Source organism: Priestia sp. FSL W8-0001, assembly GCF_038050335.1.
GTDB lineage: Bacteria > Bacillota > Bacilli > Bacillales > Bacillaceae_H > Priestia > Priestia flexa.
In genome coordinates this window covers 3,653,200-3,670,832 of sequence record NZ_JBBPAL010000001.1, presented here as the reverse complement: position 1 = coordinate 3,670,832, position 17,633 = coordinate 3,653,200, and the positions used below count along the sequence as shown (strand labels likewise).

Sequence of the window (17,633 nt, the reverse complement as noted above, 5' to 3'; positions counted from 1 at the left end):
CTTTTTATTTTTTAATGCTTAAAGGAATACAGAAGCATATGTTTAGAAGTAAATCATGTACTTCACGATTTGGTGAGCATATCATTACATCTTCTAGTATGACTCACTCGGAGGAAATCATAATAAATTGTGTAATTCTAATCTATTCGATTGCGCATAAATATTATGACAAGTATTGAATTTCTTTATGGGAAAACTTTGATCAATGAAATGAGGGGATGTACGTGAAGCAAGCAATTTATGAAGGCTATGGTTTACACCCTGATGAATTGTTGACTTTGGGCGCTTATCAAGCCTTCCAATATCGAGACATCTTGTATACGATTATTCATTTAAATCAAGTGGAAGAAGATGAGCTGAACGAGTTGTATCAAATGAGTCAGTTTCTCATGAGCCAAGGTGACCGTTATATCTCTACATTTATGCCAAATCTAGAAGGAAATATGATTACAGAATCAGATGATTTAAAGTTTATGATTTGCCGATCGATAGCCGCACCGCGAAATGAAAAGTTTGTCATTGGTTCAGAGCTAGCAGAATTTCATCAGCGCGGTCGAATGTTTCCTTATGAAGTTGAACATTCAAAACGGTTAGGTCAATGGAAATCATTGTGGGAAAAGCGGTTAGATCAAATGGAAGAGTTTTGGTATGGACGATTGAGAGCTTTGCCTAATCAAGAAGTTGAAAAGAAATTTCTCGAAAGCTTTCCATACTATCTAGGGCTAGCAGAGAATGCCATTCAGTATTTAGTGGATACAGAGATTGATGATTTGCCAAGAGCAGTAGACTCAGCTACAATTTGTCATCACCGATTTGGACAGACGACTTGGGGAAGCCAGTATATCTATAAACTCCCAGTGGATTGGGTCTTTGATCATCCCAGCAGAGACTTAGCAGAGTATATTCGTGAACAATATTTATCATCCTATGAGCTAAATCCACATCAGTTGCATTACTTTTTAAGTGAATACGAACGTATTAACCCACTCTCATCATTTTCGTGGCGTCTTCTATATGCGAGACTGTTGTTCCCTGTGCATTATTTTGAAGTGGTAGAAGGATATTATAGTGTTCAAAGCGAAGAACAAAAGCAAGGCTATTATAAGCAGCTAGAAGCTGTCTTAGATCACTCATCCCATTATGAGCGATTTTTAAAGCAGTTTTATCAATCCGTTGGAATTTCTACTTCACGGTACCATATACCAGAAGTAGGGTGGTTATCAAGCGGTGTTTAAGTGGTATAAGTAGAGTAAAGACATATAAAGATAATGCGACGTGACGCCTATTGCGGTAAACAATAAGGCGTCATGTTATGTAATTAAAAATCAATGAGGTGATAGATAATGGACAAGCCGTTTATTTTTATTACGAGGAATATACCGGAGAAGTTCGTGGAGCCACTACGCGTAGTGGCTGAAGTAGAGATGTGGCATTCAGAAGAAGACCCGGTACCTCATGATGTACTCACTGAAAAAGCAAAAAAAGCTCATGGGCTTTTAACGGTTTTATCTGATAGAGTAGATGAAGAATTATTAAAGGAAGCCACTAATTTAAAAGTAATTGCGAATCTAGCTGTGGGGTTTGATAATATTGATATCCAAGCAGCGACAAAGCGTCAAATCTATGTTTGTAATACGCCTGATGTGCTTTCAGATACCACAGCAGATTTAGCTATGACGCTTCTTATGACAACGGCTAGAAATATTTTAGAGGCTTCAGCACATATTAAAGAAAATAAGTGGACAAGCTGGAGCCCATATTTGTTAGCTGGTCGAGATATTCATCATAAAACACTTGGAATTGTTGGGATGGGAAAGATTGGTGAAGTGCTAGCGAAGAGAGCAGCAGGTTTTGATATGAATATCCTTTATCACAATCGTTCTCGAAATGAACAAGCTGAAAGCAAGTTACCTGTTACATATGCATCAATGGATGATGTATTAGAGAAGTCTGACTTTGTTGTGTGCTTAACACCTTTAACAAAACAAACTGAAAATATGTTTAATGAGGAAGCATTCAAAAAGATGAAGAAATCTGCGATGTTTATTAACGTTTCTCGGGGTGATGTAGTGGACGAAGCCGCTTTGTTAAAAGCGTTGAATGAAGAGGAGATTGCAGCAGCAGGACTGGATGTCTTTGTGAATGAACCAATTGATGGTTCACACCCGTTAGCCATGCACCCAAAAGTAGTGGCACTACCTCACATTGGAAGTGCGACGGTAGAAACACGCACAAGTATGATTAAATTAGCGGTACAAAACATAGAAGCTGTTTTAGCAGGGCATTTCCCATCTACCATCATTAATAGAGAGCTTGTGCCTCAAGGTTAAAGAATAAAAGCATTTCTTTTATAGAAATGCTTTTTGTATGTTAAAAAACAAGAAAATACGTGTTATGATAAGGAAATGAAATATTTAAAAAATTTAAATTTGTCTTTTTATTCAACGAATAAAGAGATAAATTTAAAGTAAAGTCTTGTAAAAAAGAAAAATAGGGTCTATAATGTCCACTATAAGAAAACAAATGTATACGTGAAGAGAACATAGAGGTGAATAATATGACAAAAAGTATTTCAGTAGGATTATTAGGGTTGGGAACGGTTGGTAGTGGAGTAGTTAAAATTATTGAAAATCACCAGGATAAGTTAAGTCACCAAGTTGGCTGTCCGGTAACGGTTAAAAAAGTGGTAGTTAAAAATATTGATAAAGTTAGAGATGTAGAGATTAGTAGTGAGAAATTATCAACAAACGTAGAGGATGTCATTCATAACCCAGATGTAGATGTTGTTATTGAGGTTATGGGTGGCGTTGAGGAAACAAGAGACTATATTTTAACGGCTCTTCGTAATAAAAAGCACGTTGTAACAGCAAATAAAGATTTGATGGCAGTTTACGGTTCTGAGTTATTAACGGTTGCATCAGAAAATGGCTGCGATTTATTTTATGAAGCAAGTGTTGCTGGAGGAATTCCGATTCTTCGTGGACTTGCAGATGGTTTAGCTTCAGATCGTATTACAAAAATGATGGGAATTGTAAATGGTACAACAAACTTTATCTTAACAAAGATGACAAAAGAAGGAAGCGCATATGAAGAAGTGCTAAAAGAAGCACAAGAACTAGGTTATGCAGAAGCAGACCCTACTTCTGATGTTGGAGGCTTGGATGCAGCAAGAAAAATGGCGATTCTAGCTACGCTTGGTTTCTCAATGAAAATTGACCTTGATGATGTGCAGGTTCAAGGTATTACGGAAGTAACGGAAGAAGATTTACAATATAGTAAACAATTAGGATATACAGTGAAATTAATTGGATACGCGCATCGAGACGGAGACAACGTCGAAGTAAGTGTTCAGCCAACGTTATTAGCGGATACACATCCATTAGCATCAGTTAGCGATGAGTACAATGCGGTTTATGTGTATGGAGAAGCGGTTGGAGAAACAATGTTTTATGGTCCTGGAGCGGGTAGTTTACCGACAGCAACTGCAGTTGTATCGGATCTTGTGGGCGTGATGAAAAACTTGAGATTAGGGGTCAATGGAAAGAGTGCCGTAACGCCTCAATTCCCAAAACAGTTGAAAACAGAAGACCAAAAGTTTTCTAAACACTTCTTACGTATTCACGTAAAAGATCAGGTAGGCGCATTTGCCAAATTAACAACATTATTTTCTGAACGCGGCGTAAGCTTTGAAAAAATTATTCAATTACCGGTTACAGGAAGCGAACTTGCAGAGATCGTTGTTGTAACACATAAAACATCTCAAAAAGACTATGAAGAAATTTTACAACAATTAAGAGACTTACCAATCGTTGAAAACGTAAAAAGCAGTTATCGAGTAGAGGGAGTTGGCATCGTATAATGTGGAAAGGTTTATTACACCAATATAAAGAGTTCTTGCCAGTAACAGAAGAAACACCAATGTTAACACTACATGAAGGAAATACGCCGCTTATTCATCTTCCATATTTATCGGAAGAACTTGGCATTAACTTGCATGTAAAAGTAGAAGGTTTAAACCCTACAGGTTCATTTAAAGACCGAGGTATGGTCATGGCCGTTGCAAAAGCAAAAGAAGAAGGAAGTAACACAGTCATTTGTGCATCTACTGGTAATACGTCTGCAGCAGCAGCAGCTTATGCGTCACGTGCAGGCATGCGCTGTATCGTTGTTATTCCAAACGGAAAAATTGCAATGGGTAAGCTCGCTCAAGCTGTTATGTACGGAGCAGAAATTGTAGCAATTGAAGGAAACTTTGATCAAGCACTTTCAATGGTTCGAAAGCTTAGTGAAACAGCACCTGTATCTCTTGTAAACTCTGTGAACCCTTACCGAATTGAGGGGCAAAAAACCGCAGCTTTTGAAATCTGTGAACAGTTAGGAAAGGCACCTGACGTTTTAGCAATTCCTGTTGGGAACGCCGGGAATATTACAGCATATTGGAAAGGTTTCAAAGAGTATAATGAGCGTAATCAGAGCGGTCTGCCTCTTATGCACGGTTTTGAAGCTGAAGGAGCAGCAGCAATCGTTCGAAACGAAGTAATTGAAAATCCAGAGACAATTGCAACAGCAATTCGTATCGGTAATCCAGCAAGCTGGGATTATGCGGTAAATGCAGCTAATGAATCAAAAGGCAAAATTGATGAAGTGACGGATGAGCAAATTTTAGATGCATATCGCTTAATTGCTAGAAGAGAAGGTGTTTTTGCAGAGCCTGGGTCTTGTGCATCAATCGCTGGTGTAATAAAAGACGTAAAATTAGGGAAAATTGCCAAAGGTTCAACAGTAGTAGCAGTGCTAACTGGAAATGGATTAAAAGATCCGAACGTAGCAATTGACGCACATGATGTTAAGCCAGTTGTATTGCCAAATGAAGAAGAAAAAGTGTTTGAATATATTGAAGGTGTTGTCGCTTCATGTTAACTTTTGACCGCTTTAAAATCACAGTGCCAGCGAGCTCTGCTAATTTAGGGCCCGGGTTTGATTCCATTGGAATCGCTCTTGGGCGCTACTTGATTTTAACAGTGGAGCCAGCTGAACAGTGGGTATTTGTACCAAAGACAGCTGATGTTGAAGGAATACCAACAGGCAAGGACAACTTAATGTATCAGGTTGCCGAAGATGTAGCAAAGCAATATGAAGTAACTCTTCCAGCAGCAAAAGTGTATGTCTCAAGCGATATACCGTTAGCTAGGGGGCTTGGAAGCAGTGCTTCTGCAATTGTTGCAGGTATTGAACTTGCTAATCAGCTTGCTAAGCTTAATTTATCGCAAAAAGACAAGCTGCGAATTAGCAGCCTAATGGAAGGTCACCCGGATAACGTAAGTCCTTCTATTTATGGAGGCGTCGTGATTGGATATCATCATGAAGATGAAACGTATATCAATCATATTCCCAACTTACAAGCTGAAGTAATAATGATTATTCCGAGATACGAATTAAAAACAGCTGATGCCCGTAATGCTTTGCCGAAGGTAATTGATTATCGAACAGCAGTAGAAGCCGGAGCAATTGGGAATATGCTTGTGTCTGCACTGATGAATCGTGATTTTGAAGCGGTAGGAACATTTATGGAAAAAGATTTATACCATGAGCTTTATCGAACAAAATTGGTACCAGAGCTAGCCATTGCGAGAGTAGAAGCTAAAAGGTTAGGAGCTTACGGAACAGTGCTGAGCGGAGCGGGGCCAAGTGTATTATGCTTAGCACCTATTGGAAAAGGAAAAGACATTGCTAAGCATTTAGCTATAAAATTATCTCATTGTGAAGTTGACGTAGTAGGTATTGATACAAAAGGTGTATATGTAGACGCTCAGGTCGTAACAAACTAAAGCAAAAACCCTCAAGCATCGCTTGAGGGTTTGTTATATAAGGGATCATTAGAAAACTTGTTCAACTTCTACAACACCAGGTACTTCTTCTAAAAGAGCACGTTCAATACCTGCTTTTAGCGTGATTGTTGAACTTGGGCAGCTGCCACAAGCGCCTAGAAGACGTAATTTTACAATGCCATCTTCAACGTCGACTAATTCACAATCTCCACCATCGCGAAGTAAAAATGGACGAAGCTTATCTAATACTTCTTGTACTTGTTCATGCATTTCCATTTCAGCCATGATTATCGACTCCTTTCCTTCTCTAGTTACATTATAAACGCTCTTACATAAAAAATCTATTCAAGAATCTTTGATTACGTTCGTTCAACTTGAAAAACGATGTTCTTTAAATAGTTTTTGTGTACAATAAAGATAAGATAGAGTGGAAGCTTTCTTTATTGAAAGAGCCATAGCATGGGAATAGGGGGAACAAATATGGAAAAAAACAACGTTGAGATTTGTGTATATGGAGCAGAAATTATTTGTGCAAGCTGCGTGAATTTACCATCTTCAAAAGACACACAGGAGTGGCTTGAGGCGGCGCTTAGTCGAAAATACCCGAATGAATCATTTAACATACGTTATATCGATATTTATAACCCACCTGTGGATGAAAAAGAGAAACAGGAGTTCTCGCAAAAAGTAATTGATGAAGATTTGTTTTATCCAGTTATTCTAATTAACAATGAGATTGTTGGAGAAGGGAATCCAAAGCTAAAGCGTATTTTTGAAGAATTAGAGAAATATGGATTTGTGTCTGCATAAAAAAACGCCTTTTAGGCGTTTTTTTATTAACCGTTATGGTATTTATACATCCATAAAATACCTGACTTTAATAAGCGAGCAACTCGACCCGTAATTGCGCGATCGTTTACTAATCCGAATCCGTGTTTTTTTCCTAAAGAGCCTAATACGCCTTTAAGTTTAATCGTTGGTAACTCAGTAGGTAGCTCTTCATTCTTCCATCGTGCTGTTAACACTTGAACAATCTGCTCTGCTTGCCCCTCAGCTAGTTGAGCACTAGGAGCATGTGGTAAGCTAGCACAGTCTCCCAATACATAGACATTCTCATTGTTAGGCAGATTATGATATTTTGTTAAGACTACGCGACCCTGAGTGTCTTTCTCAACGTTTAAATCCCTAACGACCTTGTTTGGTTGAATGCCGGCTGTCCACACAATCGCATCGCTTTTAATTGGTTCATCATGATTGTATAGAGTATTCTGTTCTACTCTCGTGATATTGGCGTTGTTCACAATTTCAATACCGTTAGAAGTGAACCAGTCTTGAACATAATTGCTCAAACGTTCTGGGAATGAAGATAAAATTAATTTTCCTCTATCGAATAGCATGATATTTAAATCAGAACGGCTTTCTTTTAACTCACTAGCTAATTCAACACCGCTAAGACCAGCTCCGACAATCGATACGGTTGCATGAGCAGGTAAATTGTTTAACGCTTGATATGTAGCGCGAGAAGCGTCGATTGTTTGAATGCTGTATGTATGCTCCGGTGCGCCCGGCACGCCGTGATATTTATCTTCACACCCTAGTCCGATAATTAGATCATCATAATGGAGGACTTCGTTGTCTTCAAGGTGAACTTGGTTATTTTCAAGATCAATGTTTGTAATGAAGCCATAGCGAATAGATAAACGAGGATGCTCTGGGAAAGAAACGCGAACGTGCTGATCTGAAATGGTTCCAGCCGCTAACGCGTAGAATTCAGTCTTTAATGAGTGATAAGGTGCTTTATCAACCAATGTTACATGTACATCCTCTGGCAATTGATTTGGCAAAAGTCGCTGTAGGACACGCATACCACCATATCCTCCACCGAGTATCACAAGGTTCTTCATCTGGATTTCCCCTTTACGTTTAGACATTTTATTCTCTCTATACTAATTGAATTGCTTAAAACATATAGGCATACAAAACGAAACCGATACGTCAATCGCATTCGATTTTGCATAGCATATTTTACTTAAATAATAATTTAATATAACCTGTTTTGTTTGTATTCACATAAAAGTATAACTAAATTGAATAAAAACCACAATATGTTTCAACATAATTTCCTTATCAGCATGCAGTTTGGATATTTGACGTCTTTTTAAAAACAAGGTAGGATAAACAATTAGTAGAGAGGTGAGAATAGTGATTCAACCAATTATTGAATTTTGTATCAGCAATTTAGCTAGCGGTTCTCAGCTTGCGTTGGAAGAGTTAGAAAAAGATCCGAATTTAGATATTGTTGAGTATGGATGTTTGGGTTATTGTGGAAAGTGTGCACGGTCTCCTTTTGCTTTAGTAAACGGGGATGTTGTAGCTGCTGACACACCAGAAGAATTAGTAGCAGCTATCTACACACATTTGGAAGAGAACCCAATGTTTTAATATAGAGTAAAAGTAGAAGAGGCTGGGACATAAGTAATTCAGCCAATGATAAACCTGAACGATTGAGAGTTTCTCACTTTTAATCGTTCAGGTTTTTTGGTTGATTGTGAAAACAATGTTGGAAACAGGGTGGAATGGAGCGTAGGACACTCGACTCCTGCGGGAAAGAGAGGGAAAACGGAGATCCCGCAGCGCAGCGAGGAAGCTCAGGTTCCTCCCCGCGGAAAGCGAGTGGCCGTAGCGCAATGGAACGAACGTGTTCAGACAAACCAAAAAGATTGGAACAGCTATTGTTCGTCTCTTAGAAGCAATCATTTTGTTATGTCCCAAACTCTTCTGTTTTGCTATGATATGCTACGAATCTCATGCCATCTTTCTTTAGTTCGCTCAAATGTTTTGCGATCGGGATGATTTTTATGTTTATAGATAATTTCTGAAAAATAGAGAAGCGCCTGCTGCTGAAACCCGAGCCGATAGTTTAGTTCTCCTATAATATATAACAATCGAACTTCGTTACTGTTAGAAGGGAACGTTTCTTCTAAATATGCTGTGGTGTAGCACTTTAATGCATGTAAAGCGAAAGCTCTCTCTTGTTGGATGTCATCAAGCAGTCGGTATAGCCAGCTTACTCGTAGCGTGAGGCTTGCGAGTACAGATGACTTTTCTTTTTTTATGTTGGCACAATAAATAGCCAGCTTGTAAGCACTTATTGCTTGTTGCAACGTTCGTTCTTGATCATATGGCTGGTAGCTCCAATTTTTTGTGACCTTTTCCTTAACTTGGTTTGCACTACCTGGAGGAAAAAGTCTTGAGAATTGTTCTGTACTCGCATATCCACACTTTGGACAGATTACGACATCATATATGATAGGGTGCAGCTTTGGGTTTTCATAATAAATAAAAAAATCAGTATCGTATCTTTGAGCCTTTAAAAAGCGAGATCGGACTTTTTTAGAATAAAAGCTGTGGCTACACAAAGCACAAGCGATTTTTTTATCATAAAGAGGATGTAGGGTTTCCAATTCATTTCCTCCTTTTGAAGTTCAATGATTCTTTATAACTATATTATACACTTTTCGTTTCGTGTTTTGGGTCTTTTGTAGTGTTTGTGATAGAAAAATAAAAACTCCTTAACCATTTTGGCTAAAGAGTTGGGAAACGGGGGATGTTCTTATTGTTTCCTACATTGAATGATTTTATACTAAGACCATACTAAAAAATAATGGGTGATTAAATGAAAAAATTTGCTTTTACAAAAATGCACGCGCTTGGAAATAATTATATCTACGTCAATCTATTTGAAGAGCATATTGCGGAAGAAGATTTAGCTTCTGTTGCTATTAAGGTATCAAACGTCTATACGGGCATCGGGTCAGATGGGATGATTCTAATTTGTCCTTCTACTAAAGGGAATGTTAAAATGCGCGTATTTAACAACGATGGTTCAGAAGCAAAAAATTGTGGGAATGGCTTAAGATGTGTAGCTAAGTATGCATATGAGCATAATTTAGTAGAAACAGAAGAGTTTACAATTGAAACATTATCAGGTCTTGTCCATGCGACTGTTCATTTGCAGGATAAAAAAGTAAATGAAGTAACAATTGATATGGGGAAACCAAAATTAAAGCCAGCTGAAGTTCCAATGCTTGGATTTGAAGGTAACAGCATCGTGTCAGAGAAAATGGAGTTCGGTGGCGAAGAGCTTATAGGTACAGCTGTATCGATGGGAAATCCTCATGTTGTATTTTATGTAGAAAATATTGAAAAAGCACCTCTTCATACATTAGGACCAGTGGTTGAAAAGGATCCACGTTTTCCGGAAGGTGTAAATGTTGAATTTGTAGAGATTATGAATGAATCAGAAATGCATTTTCGCGTTTGGGAAAGAGGTTCAGGTGTAACGCAAGCTTGTGGAACCGGTGCATGTGCAGCAGTTGTTTCTTCTGTTTTAAATAATCTTACGCAAAAAAATACTCCCACAATTGTTCACTTGGCGGGTGGAGACTTAACCATTACATGGAAAGAAAATAACCATGTACTAATGAAAGGTCCAGCAGTTGTTATTTGTGATGGCGTTTATTACTATTAAGAACTGAAAGCAGAGTAGTTGTTCATCATGTACTCACAGCGTATACTTATAGGTAAAAGGAGGTCATCTAACTATGAGTCAAGATATCCTAGAAATTACAGAAGCGGCTAGCTTTCAAATAAAAGATATGATGAAAGAACATGAAGAAGAGAATGCTTACCTTCGCGTAACGATTAACGGAGGAGGCTGTTCAGGTTTATCATACGGAATGGGCTTCGCACACGAAGTTAGTGAAGACGATATGCAGTTTGAGCAACATGGCATTCAAATTCTTGTTGATAAAGAAAGTGTGCCGATTTTAAAAGGAGTTAAGATTGATTATAAGCAGTCTATGCTTGGTGGAGGATTTACAATTGATAATCCAAATGCCATTGCATCATGCGGCTGTGGATCTTCATTCCGCACGGCAGCGAACGCTGGTACACCGGAAGAGTGTTAATAAGGTGCTAAAAGAGACTGAGACATAAGTAGTTCAGTCCTTACTATACCTGAACGATTGAGAGTTCATAACTTTTAATCGTTCAGGTTTTTTGTTGATTGTGAAAACAATGTTGGAAACAGGGTGGAATGGAGCGTAGGACACTCGACTCCTGCGGGAAAGAGAGGGAAAACGGAGATCCCGCAGCGCAGCGAGGAAGCTCAGGTTCCTCCCCGCGGAAAGCGAGTGGCCGTAGCGCAATGGAACGAACGGGTTGAGACAAACCAAAGAGATGGGAACAGCTAGTGTTCGTCTTTTAGAAGCCATCATTTTGTTATGTCCCAAACTCTTTTTATTTGGGTATTTTGGCTTTGCATAAATAACATCACCTTATCTATTTCAATTTTTAACGTAAGATTTATGATTTGACCTTATCATATATATAAAAGGGTTCGTTTTCTATATGATTGTTAGAAGTTCTGACGCATTATATGAAAAGCAACAAGTATATTTACAATGAATAAGGTATAAAATGAAATGAATGTGACAAAACATAACTTGATATGTTATTTTAATTGACTTAATTATCAGAATTATTTATAATTTTACATATAAAATCCGATTTTATTTAGACTGGCTTTTAAGGAGGTGCGAAGTTTGGTAGAAGAAAACAATACACTACGAACAAATGCTTATAGCTACGGGGCTTTTTTTAGAAAAAATCGCTTAATGCAAATGATTCAACAACTAACTGCATGGTTTATTCCGATGAAATCTCAGAAGCAAGATAAAATTGAATCAATGATTTTTATCCAACATATCCCCACATCATTGCCAATAAAGACTACACCCCTACTTTTAGATTCCAACAAACAGTTAGCAATTCTATATTCAGATACTCAAGAACAAGAAGCGGCACAGCTGATTTTTCAAAGTGTGGGATCGCCGTTTAACCTGTTGCCGTATCACGATTATATAAGTAGGTTGAAGAACTATGAGGTATCAACAAATCTAATTCATCCAGAAGAGTTTAAATATGAGGTTAAGTTAAAGACGAAAGATAAAAAAGGACTACATGTACTAGCGGAAGCCCTAAAAAAAAGCGAATAACCATTCAATGGTCATTCGCTTTTTTATTAAGAAAACATTGATGTACTATGCATTGGCTGTAGGCGAGCTTTTGGATCAATGTATGCTTTTGCATTGTTAACGGCCGTAGGGCCTTCGCCGAATCCAGCAACAATTAGTTTCACCTTTCCTTCATATGTACAAATATCTCCAGCTGCATAAATTCCAGGAATATTTGTTTCTTGCTTGGAGTTAACGACAATTGTATTCTTTTCTAATTCTAACTCCCATTCTTTAATTGGACCTAGCGATGAAACAAAGCCAAAGTTCACAATGACGTCATCAACATCTACCACAATTTTTTCTTCACCTTTGGTATTTTCAAGAACGACTTGTGTAATTCGATCTTCACCAATAAATTCTACGGGGATGTATGGTGTTTTAATATCCACTTTGGAGTTTTTTAATTGTTCTACGCTGTGCTCGTGCGCACGGAATTTATCACGTCTGTGTGTCAGAGTAACTTGCTCTGCAATTGGTTCAAGCATTAATGACCAATCTACTGCAGAATCACCGCCGCCACATACTAATACCTTGCGTCCTTTAAACACATTCATATCATCAACGAAATAATGTAAGTTTGCTTTCTCAAATTGCTCTGCATTCTCTAGCTCGATTTTACGAGGTTTAAAAGCACCGTTTCCAGCTGTGATAATAATTGTTTTTGAATAATGAACTTCTGAATTAGTCGTCAATCGAAAAACACCGTCCGCTTGCTTTTCTACTTTTTCAACTGCTTGTTCTAGCGCAACAGTTGGGTTAAACTGCTTCATTTGTTCTTTTAAATTATTAACAAGCTCTTGTGCACGAATTTTTGGGAATCCAGCAACATCATAAATATATTTTTCAGGGTATAAAGCGGAAAGTTGGCCTCCTAATTGAGGTAGGCTCTCAATAATTTTTACACTAGCTTGGCGCATTCCACCGTAAAATGCAGTAAATAGGCCTGTAGGACCGCCACCAATAATGGTGATATCGTATACTTGTTTATCTTCTTTCATGATTTAGTCACCTCATTCGTTAATTTAGGTTAAAGAAGTCTACTGTTATGATAGCACAATTAAAAGATAAAAATTTATTATAAAGTACTGACGAAGAAAGAAAACTTTTTAACCCTTTTCATACATATGGAAAAAGAAGAAAACAATTTAATAAAATTTCCATTATAGTGAAGAGAGTGAAAATTAAAAAGCTTATAAATCAATGAATAGGTATTGAAAAATAGCTTAAAAAAGCATAATATGTTTCTAGATATAATATCGTTTCAGTAAGGTTTTAGTACGTCATCTTACGTGAAATGATTCACAAACTATATGGAATACAATAAGGTAAAACCGGGAAAAGAAATGGATAGTAACAGCTTTTCTTGTTTACACTAACATAAAAAAGTAGACCTTATTTATAACTTTATGACTTTTAACACAAATATTTGATAACTCTAAACTAAAAAAGGTGGATGACCATTCAATGAAAAAGCCAAAAATTGTTGTCTTAGGTGCTGGCTACGGTGGGATTATGACAACCGTTCATTTACAAAAGAAATTAGGTACCAACGACGCGGAGATTACGCTCGTTAATAAAAATGATTACCATTATGAAACAACATGGTTACATGAGGTTTCAGCAGGTACATTACATCACGACCGTTCAAGGTTTCCAGTGAAAAGTTTAATTAATACGGGAAAAGTAAACTTTGTAAAAGACACTGTAATGGACATTAATACTGCAGAAAAACGTGTTATTTTAGAAAACAGTGAACTCGAGTATGATTATCTAGTTGTTGGATTAGGGTATGAATCTGAAACCTTCGGAATTAAAGGGTTAAAAGAATATGCATTCTCAATTGCTAATATTAATGCTGCACGTCAAATTCGCGAACATATTGATTACGTATTTGCAACGTACAATAATGAACCTGTAAAGCGCGATGAGTTATTAACAATCGTTGTTGGCGGTGCAGGATTTACTGGAATTGAGTTTGTTGGTGAGTTGGCAAACCGCGTTCCTCAGCTATGTAAAGAATTTGATATTCCACGCGAAAAAGTCCGCATTATCTGTGTAGAAGCTGCACCAACGGCTTTACCAGGTTTTGATCCAGAACTGGTTGAATATGCGGTGACACAACTTGAGAGAAAAGGTGTCGAATTCAAAATCGGTACAGCAATCAAGGAATGTACAGAAGAAGGCATCTTAGTTGAAAAAGATGATCAAGTTGAAGAAATTAAATCAGCAACCGTTGTATGGGCAGCCGGGGTTCGAGGAAGTCATATTATTGAAAAAGCAGGGTTTGAAAATAACCGTTGTCGCGTTAAGGTAAGCAACTCTCTGTTAGCGCCAGGCCATGAGGATGTATTTATCGTAGGAGACTGCTCGTTTATGATCAATCCTGAAAACGACCGTCCTTACCCACCAACAGCTCAGGTAGCTATGCAGCAGGGTGAAACATGTGCAGAAAATATCGCACGCTTAATTCGTGGCGAAAAAGAGCTTAAAGAATTTAAAGCAGATCTAAAAGGTACGGTATGTTCTTTAGGACATGATGATGCAATTGGAGTTGTGTATGGCCGTAAATTATTTGGTTCAAGCGCATCATTTATGAAAAAAGTTGTTGATAACCGCTCTTTATTCCTACAGGGTGGAGCAGGTTTAGTTCTTAAAAAAGGGAAATTTAATTTCTTCTAATAAATTGGTGAAAGGAGATTCTGGGGAATCTCCTTTTTTATGTGTAATAAACGAAAAATTCTGTTATTGACGCTGTTTGTGGACTTAAGTACACTTAAAGAAAGAAGGACGGGGAGATGGGTCAAAATGGCAATGAGTGTACCAGAATTAATTATTTCGATGCTGTTATTTTTTGTTTTGTTTTTTGGAATCGGTTTCTTATTGAATATGCTCTTAAGAATGTCGTGGATTATGGCAATTACGTACCCAATTATTGTGATTTTGATTGTGGATGAAGTACGAGCAGCCAAATATGTCCAAGAGCCGTTAGCATCAGTGGCTCAGCTAGGTGAACGATTTCTGTCATTAGCAACTGCAGATATCGTGATTTTGCTATCTGGTTTTCTAGGTGCTCTTATGGCAGGGGTAGCAATCAAAATGCTTAGAGTAAGAGGATACCAAATGTTTTAAGCATGTATTATTGAAAGAACTCCTTCTCATGAGAAAGGGGTTTTTGCTCTTTCTACGCATAATTTGACTTTCCTTTGGAAACAAATAGATTCGTGGGAGGAGTTGGAAAGAGTCAAATGATTAAAACACTAATAAAGCGTATTGTCATGTCTTTACTTGTTGTAGGGGCATTGCTGACAACCTATGAAGCTGTCACAGGAGTACCCGTTACCGTCTTGTTTAAAAGTCTGTTATGGGCTGATTCTACAACTGTTAATCATAGTCTTCGAGTGAATGCTTCTGAGAAGGAAGCATTAGAAATTGAAGAAGCTTTTGATTGGTCAGCTTACCCAAGTCATATCGTATTAGCGACAGGGTATACAGCAGGATATGAATCAACAGGTAAAAATCCTACAGATCCAAGTTACGGAATCACATATTCAGGTGTAAAAGTAAAACGAGACTTATATTCGACAATCGCTGCAGACTTATCAATATTTCCAATTGGTACGATTTTATTTATTCCTGGATACGGATATGGTGTCGTAGCGGATAAAGGTGGAGCAATTAAAGGTAATCATTTAGATTTATATTTTGAAACAGTAGATGATGTTTACGAGATGTGGGGTAAAAAGGAGCTTAGCGTGTACGTAGTTGAAAAAGGGAAGGGAACCTTGTCTGAACAACAGTTAACCGCGCTTAATGAAAACAAATCGATGCAGGTATTTAGGCAAAAAGTTAATTCAGTTCGCTAGAGACTGAGACATAAGTAGTTCAGCCTCTAGTATACCTGAACGATTGAGAGTTCATAACTTTTAATCGTTCAGGTTTTTTGGTTGATTGTGAAAACAATGTTGGAAACAGGGTGGAATGGAGCGTAGGACACTCGACTCCTGCGGGAAAGAGATGGGAACAGCTAGTGTTCGTCTTTTAGAAGCAATCATTTTGTTATGTCCCAAACTCTTTATTTTGGTTGCTATAAATTAGACATAAATGAATGTACTCGTTATTTTTATTTTTTCATGAGACAATGTTACATATAAAGAGCTCTGTAGCTTTTAAGAGATTCGAACATGAAAGGATGATTATAGATGTTTCAGTTACATACTAATCTAAATTTAGAAAGGGAAACAGAAGCGCTAGTAGTAGGTGTTTTTCATAAAAATGATTCATTTGAAGGACCTCTAGAAGAAATCAATGGGATGTTTGATGGCTATCTTTCACAGCTTGTAAAAGCAGGGGACATTAACGTTAATGAAAAGCAGGTTTCAGTTATTCCAACGTTTAACAAGATAGGAGCGAAGCGTCTAATCTTTATCGGTTTAGGTAGAAACAGCGGACTGACAGAGGAAACCTTAAAAGAAGCATATGGAAAGCTCTTTCAACGTATTAAGGTAAGTCAGTTAACAGAAGTGACTATTGCACTTTCTACTTTTACAACCTCTGTTATTAGTGAAGAAATGTCTGCACGCTTATTAGGTGAAATGAGTCAGCTATCTACATATGAATTTGAACATTATAAGAAGCGCTCGAATCTACCAAGCGTTCAGCTTGAAAAAATAAATATCATTGCTTCTAATAATATCGAGAGTGCTTTTGAGCGCGGTTATGTGTATGGTAAAGCTACAAATTCAGCCCGTACGCTCGTAAATTTACCAAGTAATATGCTAACGGCAACAGATTTAGCTGATTATGCTCAAAAATTAGCCGATAAGTATGGGTTTGAATGCGAAATTCTTGAAAAAGAAGAGATGGAAACGTTAGGGATGGGAGCTTTACTCGCCGTTAACCAAGGATCTACTGAACCTCCTAAAATGATTACATTAAAATATCAAGGGAAAAGTGAGTGGAAGGATGTTATCGGCCTAGTAGGAAAAGGTATTACCTTCGATACAGGTGGCTACTCAATCAAGTCAAAATCCGGGATTGTTGGGATGAAGACGGATATGGGCGGAGCGGCATCGGTGTTAGGAGCAATGGAAGTGATTGGTGAAACAAAACCAAAGCAAAACGTTGTAATGGTCATTCCATCTACGGATAACGTAATTAGCGCAACGGCATTTAAGCCAGATGATGTGATTACAGCTATGAGCGGAAAAACTATTGAAGTATTGAATACAGATGCAGAAGGACGACTGGCTCTAGCAGATGCCATAACGTATGCTAAACACCATGGAGCTTCCTATTTAGTTGATGTAGCAACGTTAACAGGTGGTGTTATTGTAGCTTTAGGAACACATACAACAGGTGCAATGACGAATGATTCCGCTTTTTATGAGAAGCTAAAGGATGCAAGTCAACAGACTGGTGAGATGATTTGGCAACTGCCTATCGCAGAAAAAGATAAAAAGAAGGTGAGAAGCAGTAAAGTAGCGGATTTGAACAACTCACCAGGACGAGAAGGACATGCGATTATGGCAGGAACCTTCCTATTAGAATTTGCGGAAAACACCCCGTGGATTCACTTGGACATTGCTGGAACGGCTACAACAAACGGCGCTAGTTCGTATGGTCCTTCTGGTGCAACAGGCGTTATGGTACGTACATTAGCTCAATTAATTCATGATTTTTAAACAATATTATAGTGGACAATAAAAGCGTGGATGATTCATTCATC

At 37.8% G+C, this 17,633-nt stretch carries 18 protein-coding genes; 14 read left to right on the top strand and 4 right to left on the bottom strand.

What is annotated here, in order from left to right:
- The first annotated feature begins 224 nt into the window (after positions 1-224).
- The 5 genes from yutH to thrB all read left to right on the top strand — a co-directional run bounded on the left by yutH (position 225) and on the right by thrB (position 5,828).
- A complete protein-coding gene (gene yutH, locus MKZ18_RS19350; RefSeq protein ID WP_163071350.1) occupies positions 225-1,235 on the top strand; it encodes a spore coat putative kinase YutH in 1,011 nt (336 codons plus the stop codon).
- Positions 1,236-1,343: 108 nt separating this feature from the next.
- A complete protein-coding gene (locus MKZ18_RS19345; protein WP_025909415.1) occupies positions 1,344-2,330 on the top strand; it encodes a 2-hydroxyacid dehydrogenase in 987 nt (328 codons plus the stop codon).
- Positions 2,331-2,557: 227 nt separating this feature from the next.
- Complete coding sequence (locus tag MKZ18_RS19340; RefSeq protein ID WP_025909414.1) at positions 2,558-3,859, top strand: homoserine dehydrogenase; 1,302 nt, start codon at positions 2,558-2,560, stop codon at positions 3,857-3,859.
- Complete coding sequence (gene thrC, locus MKZ18_RS19335) at positions 3,859-4,920, top strand: threonine synthase (RefSeq protein ID WP_239429381.1); 1,062 nt, start codon at positions 3,859-3,861, stop codon at positions 4,918-4,920. The genes MKZ18_RS19340 and thrC overlap by 1 nt, the downstream gene beginning before the upstream one ends.
- Positions 4,914-5,828 carry a homoserine kinase gene (thrB, locus tag MKZ18_RS19330; protein ID WP_061785054.1) on the top strand — a complete coding sequence of 305 codons (915 nt, stop codon included), beginning with the start codon at positions 4,914-4,916 and terminating at the stop codon, positions 5,826-5,828. The genes thrC and thrB overlap by 7 nt, the downstream gene beginning before the upstream one ends.
- Positions 5,829-5,876: 48 nt before the next feature.
- Here the strand turns inward: thrB and MKZ18_RS19325 are convergent, their stop codons facing one another.
- A complete protein-coding gene (locus tag MKZ18_RS19325) occupies positions 5,877-6,113 on the bottom strand; it encodes a NifU family protein (protein ID WP_025909412.1) in 237 nt (78 codons plus the stop codon).
- 195 nt (positions 6,114-6,308) lie between these two features.
- Between MKZ18_RS19325 and MKZ18_RS19320 the strand changes: the two genes are divergently transcribed.
- Positions 6,309-6,638 carry a YuzD family protein gene (locus MKZ18_RS19320; RefSeq protein WP_025909411.1) on the top strand — a complete coding sequence of 110 codons (330 nt, stop codon included), beginning with the start codon at positions 6,309-6,311 and terminating at the stop codon, positions 6,636-6,638.
- 26 nt (positions 6,639-6,664) lie between these two features.
- Here MKZ18_RS19320 and MKZ18_RS19315 read toward each other — a convergent pair whose 3' ends face one another.
- Positions 6,665-7,732: an NAD(P)/FAD-dependent oxidoreductase gene (locus tag MKZ18_RS19315; protein ID WP_100346655.1), complete on the bottom strand. Its 1,068-nt coding sequence runs from the start codon at positions 7,730-7,732 to the stop codon at positions 6,665-6,667.
- Positions 7,733-8,030: 298 nt separating this feature from the next.
- On the opposite strand from MKZ18_RS19315, the gene MKZ18_RS19310 reads away from it, so the two are divergent.
- Positions 8,031-8,270: a YuzB family protein gene (locus MKZ18_RS19310; protein WP_025909409.1), complete on the top strand. Its 240-nt coding sequence runs from the start codon at positions 8,031-8,033 to the stop codon at positions 8,268-8,270.
- A gap of 344 nt (positions 8,271-8,614) precedes the next feature.
- Here MKZ18_RS19310 and MKZ18_RS19305 read toward each other — a convergent pair whose 3' ends face one another.
- Positions 8,615-9,292 carry a DUF2225 domain-containing protein gene (locus MKZ18_RS19305; protein WP_251385236.1) on the bottom strand — a complete coding sequence of 226 codons (678 nt, stop codon included), beginning with the start codon at positions 9,290-9,292 and terminating at the stop codon, positions 8,615-8,617.
- 212 nt (positions 9,293-9,504) lie between these two features.
- Between MKZ18_RS19305 and dapF the strand changes: the two genes are divergently transcribed.
- The 3 genes from dapF to MKZ18_RS19290 all read left to right on the top strand — a co-directional run bounded on the left by dapF (position 9,505) and on the right by MKZ18_RS19290 (position 11,887).
- Positions 9,505-10,359 carry a diaminopimelate epimerase gene (gene dapF / locus MKZ18_RS19300; protein ID WP_025909408.1) on the top strand — a complete coding sequence of 285 codons (855 nt, stop codon included), beginning with the start codon at positions 9,505-9,507 and terminating at the stop codon, positions 10,357-10,359.
- 73 nt (positions 10,360-10,432) lie between these two features.
- Entirely contained in the window at positions 10,433-10,798 is a 366-nt protein-coding gene (locus MKZ18_RS19295; RefSeq protein ID WP_025909407.1) for a HesB/IscA family protein, read from the top strand.
- 636 nt (positions 10,799-11,434) lie between these two features.
- Positions 11,435-11,887: a hypothetical protein gene (locus MKZ18_RS19290; protein ID WP_025908059.1), complete on the top strand. Its 453-nt coding sequence runs from the start codon at positions 11,435-11,437 to the stop codon at positions 11,885-11,887.
- 26 nt (positions 11,888-11,913) lie between these two features.
- On the opposite strand, the gene MKZ18_RS19285 is transcribed toward MKZ18_RS19290, so the two are convergent.
- On the bottom strand, positions 11,914-12,906 hold the full coding sequence (locus tag MKZ18_RS19285; RefSeq protein WP_078989144.1) for an NAD(P)/FAD-dependent oxidoreductase: 993 nt from the start codon (positions 12,904-12,906) through the stop codon (positions 11,914-11,916).
- Positions 12,907-13,372: 466 nt separating this feature from the next.
- Between MKZ18_RS19285 and MKZ18_RS19280 the strand changes: the two genes are divergently transcribed.
- The 4 genes from MKZ18_RS19280 to MKZ18_RS19265 all read left to right on the top strand — a co-directional run bounded on the left by MKZ18_RS19280 (position 13,373) and on the right by MKZ18_RS19265 (position 17,589).
- Entirely contained in the window at positions 13,373-14,587 is a 1,215-nt protein-coding gene (locus MKZ18_RS19280; RefSeq protein WP_078989145.1) for an NAD(P)/FAD-dependent oxidoreductase, read from the top strand.
- 126 nt (positions 14,588-14,713) lie between these two features.
- Positions 14,714-15,037 carry a YuiB family protein gene (locus MKZ18_RS19275; protein WP_025908062.1) on the top strand — a complete coding sequence of 108 codons (324 nt, stop codon included), beginning with the start codon at positions 14,714-14,716 and terminating at the stop codon, positions 15,035-15,037.
- Between the two features lie 116 nt (positions 15,038-15,153).
- On the top strand, positions 15,154-15,771 hold the full coding sequence (locus tag MKZ18_RS19270; protein WP_025908063.1) for a 3D domain-containing protein: 618 nt from the start codon (positions 15,154-15,156) through the stop codon (positions 15,769-15,771).
- Positions 15,772-16,107: 336 nt separating this feature from the next.
- Positions 16,108-17,589 (top strand): leucyl aminopeptidase, encoded by a 1,482-nt coding sequence (locus tag MKZ18_RS19265; protein ID WP_076512343.1) that lies wholly within the window; start codon positions 16,108-16,110, stop codon positions 17,587-17,589.
- Positions 17,590-17,633: the final 44 nt, after the last annotated feature.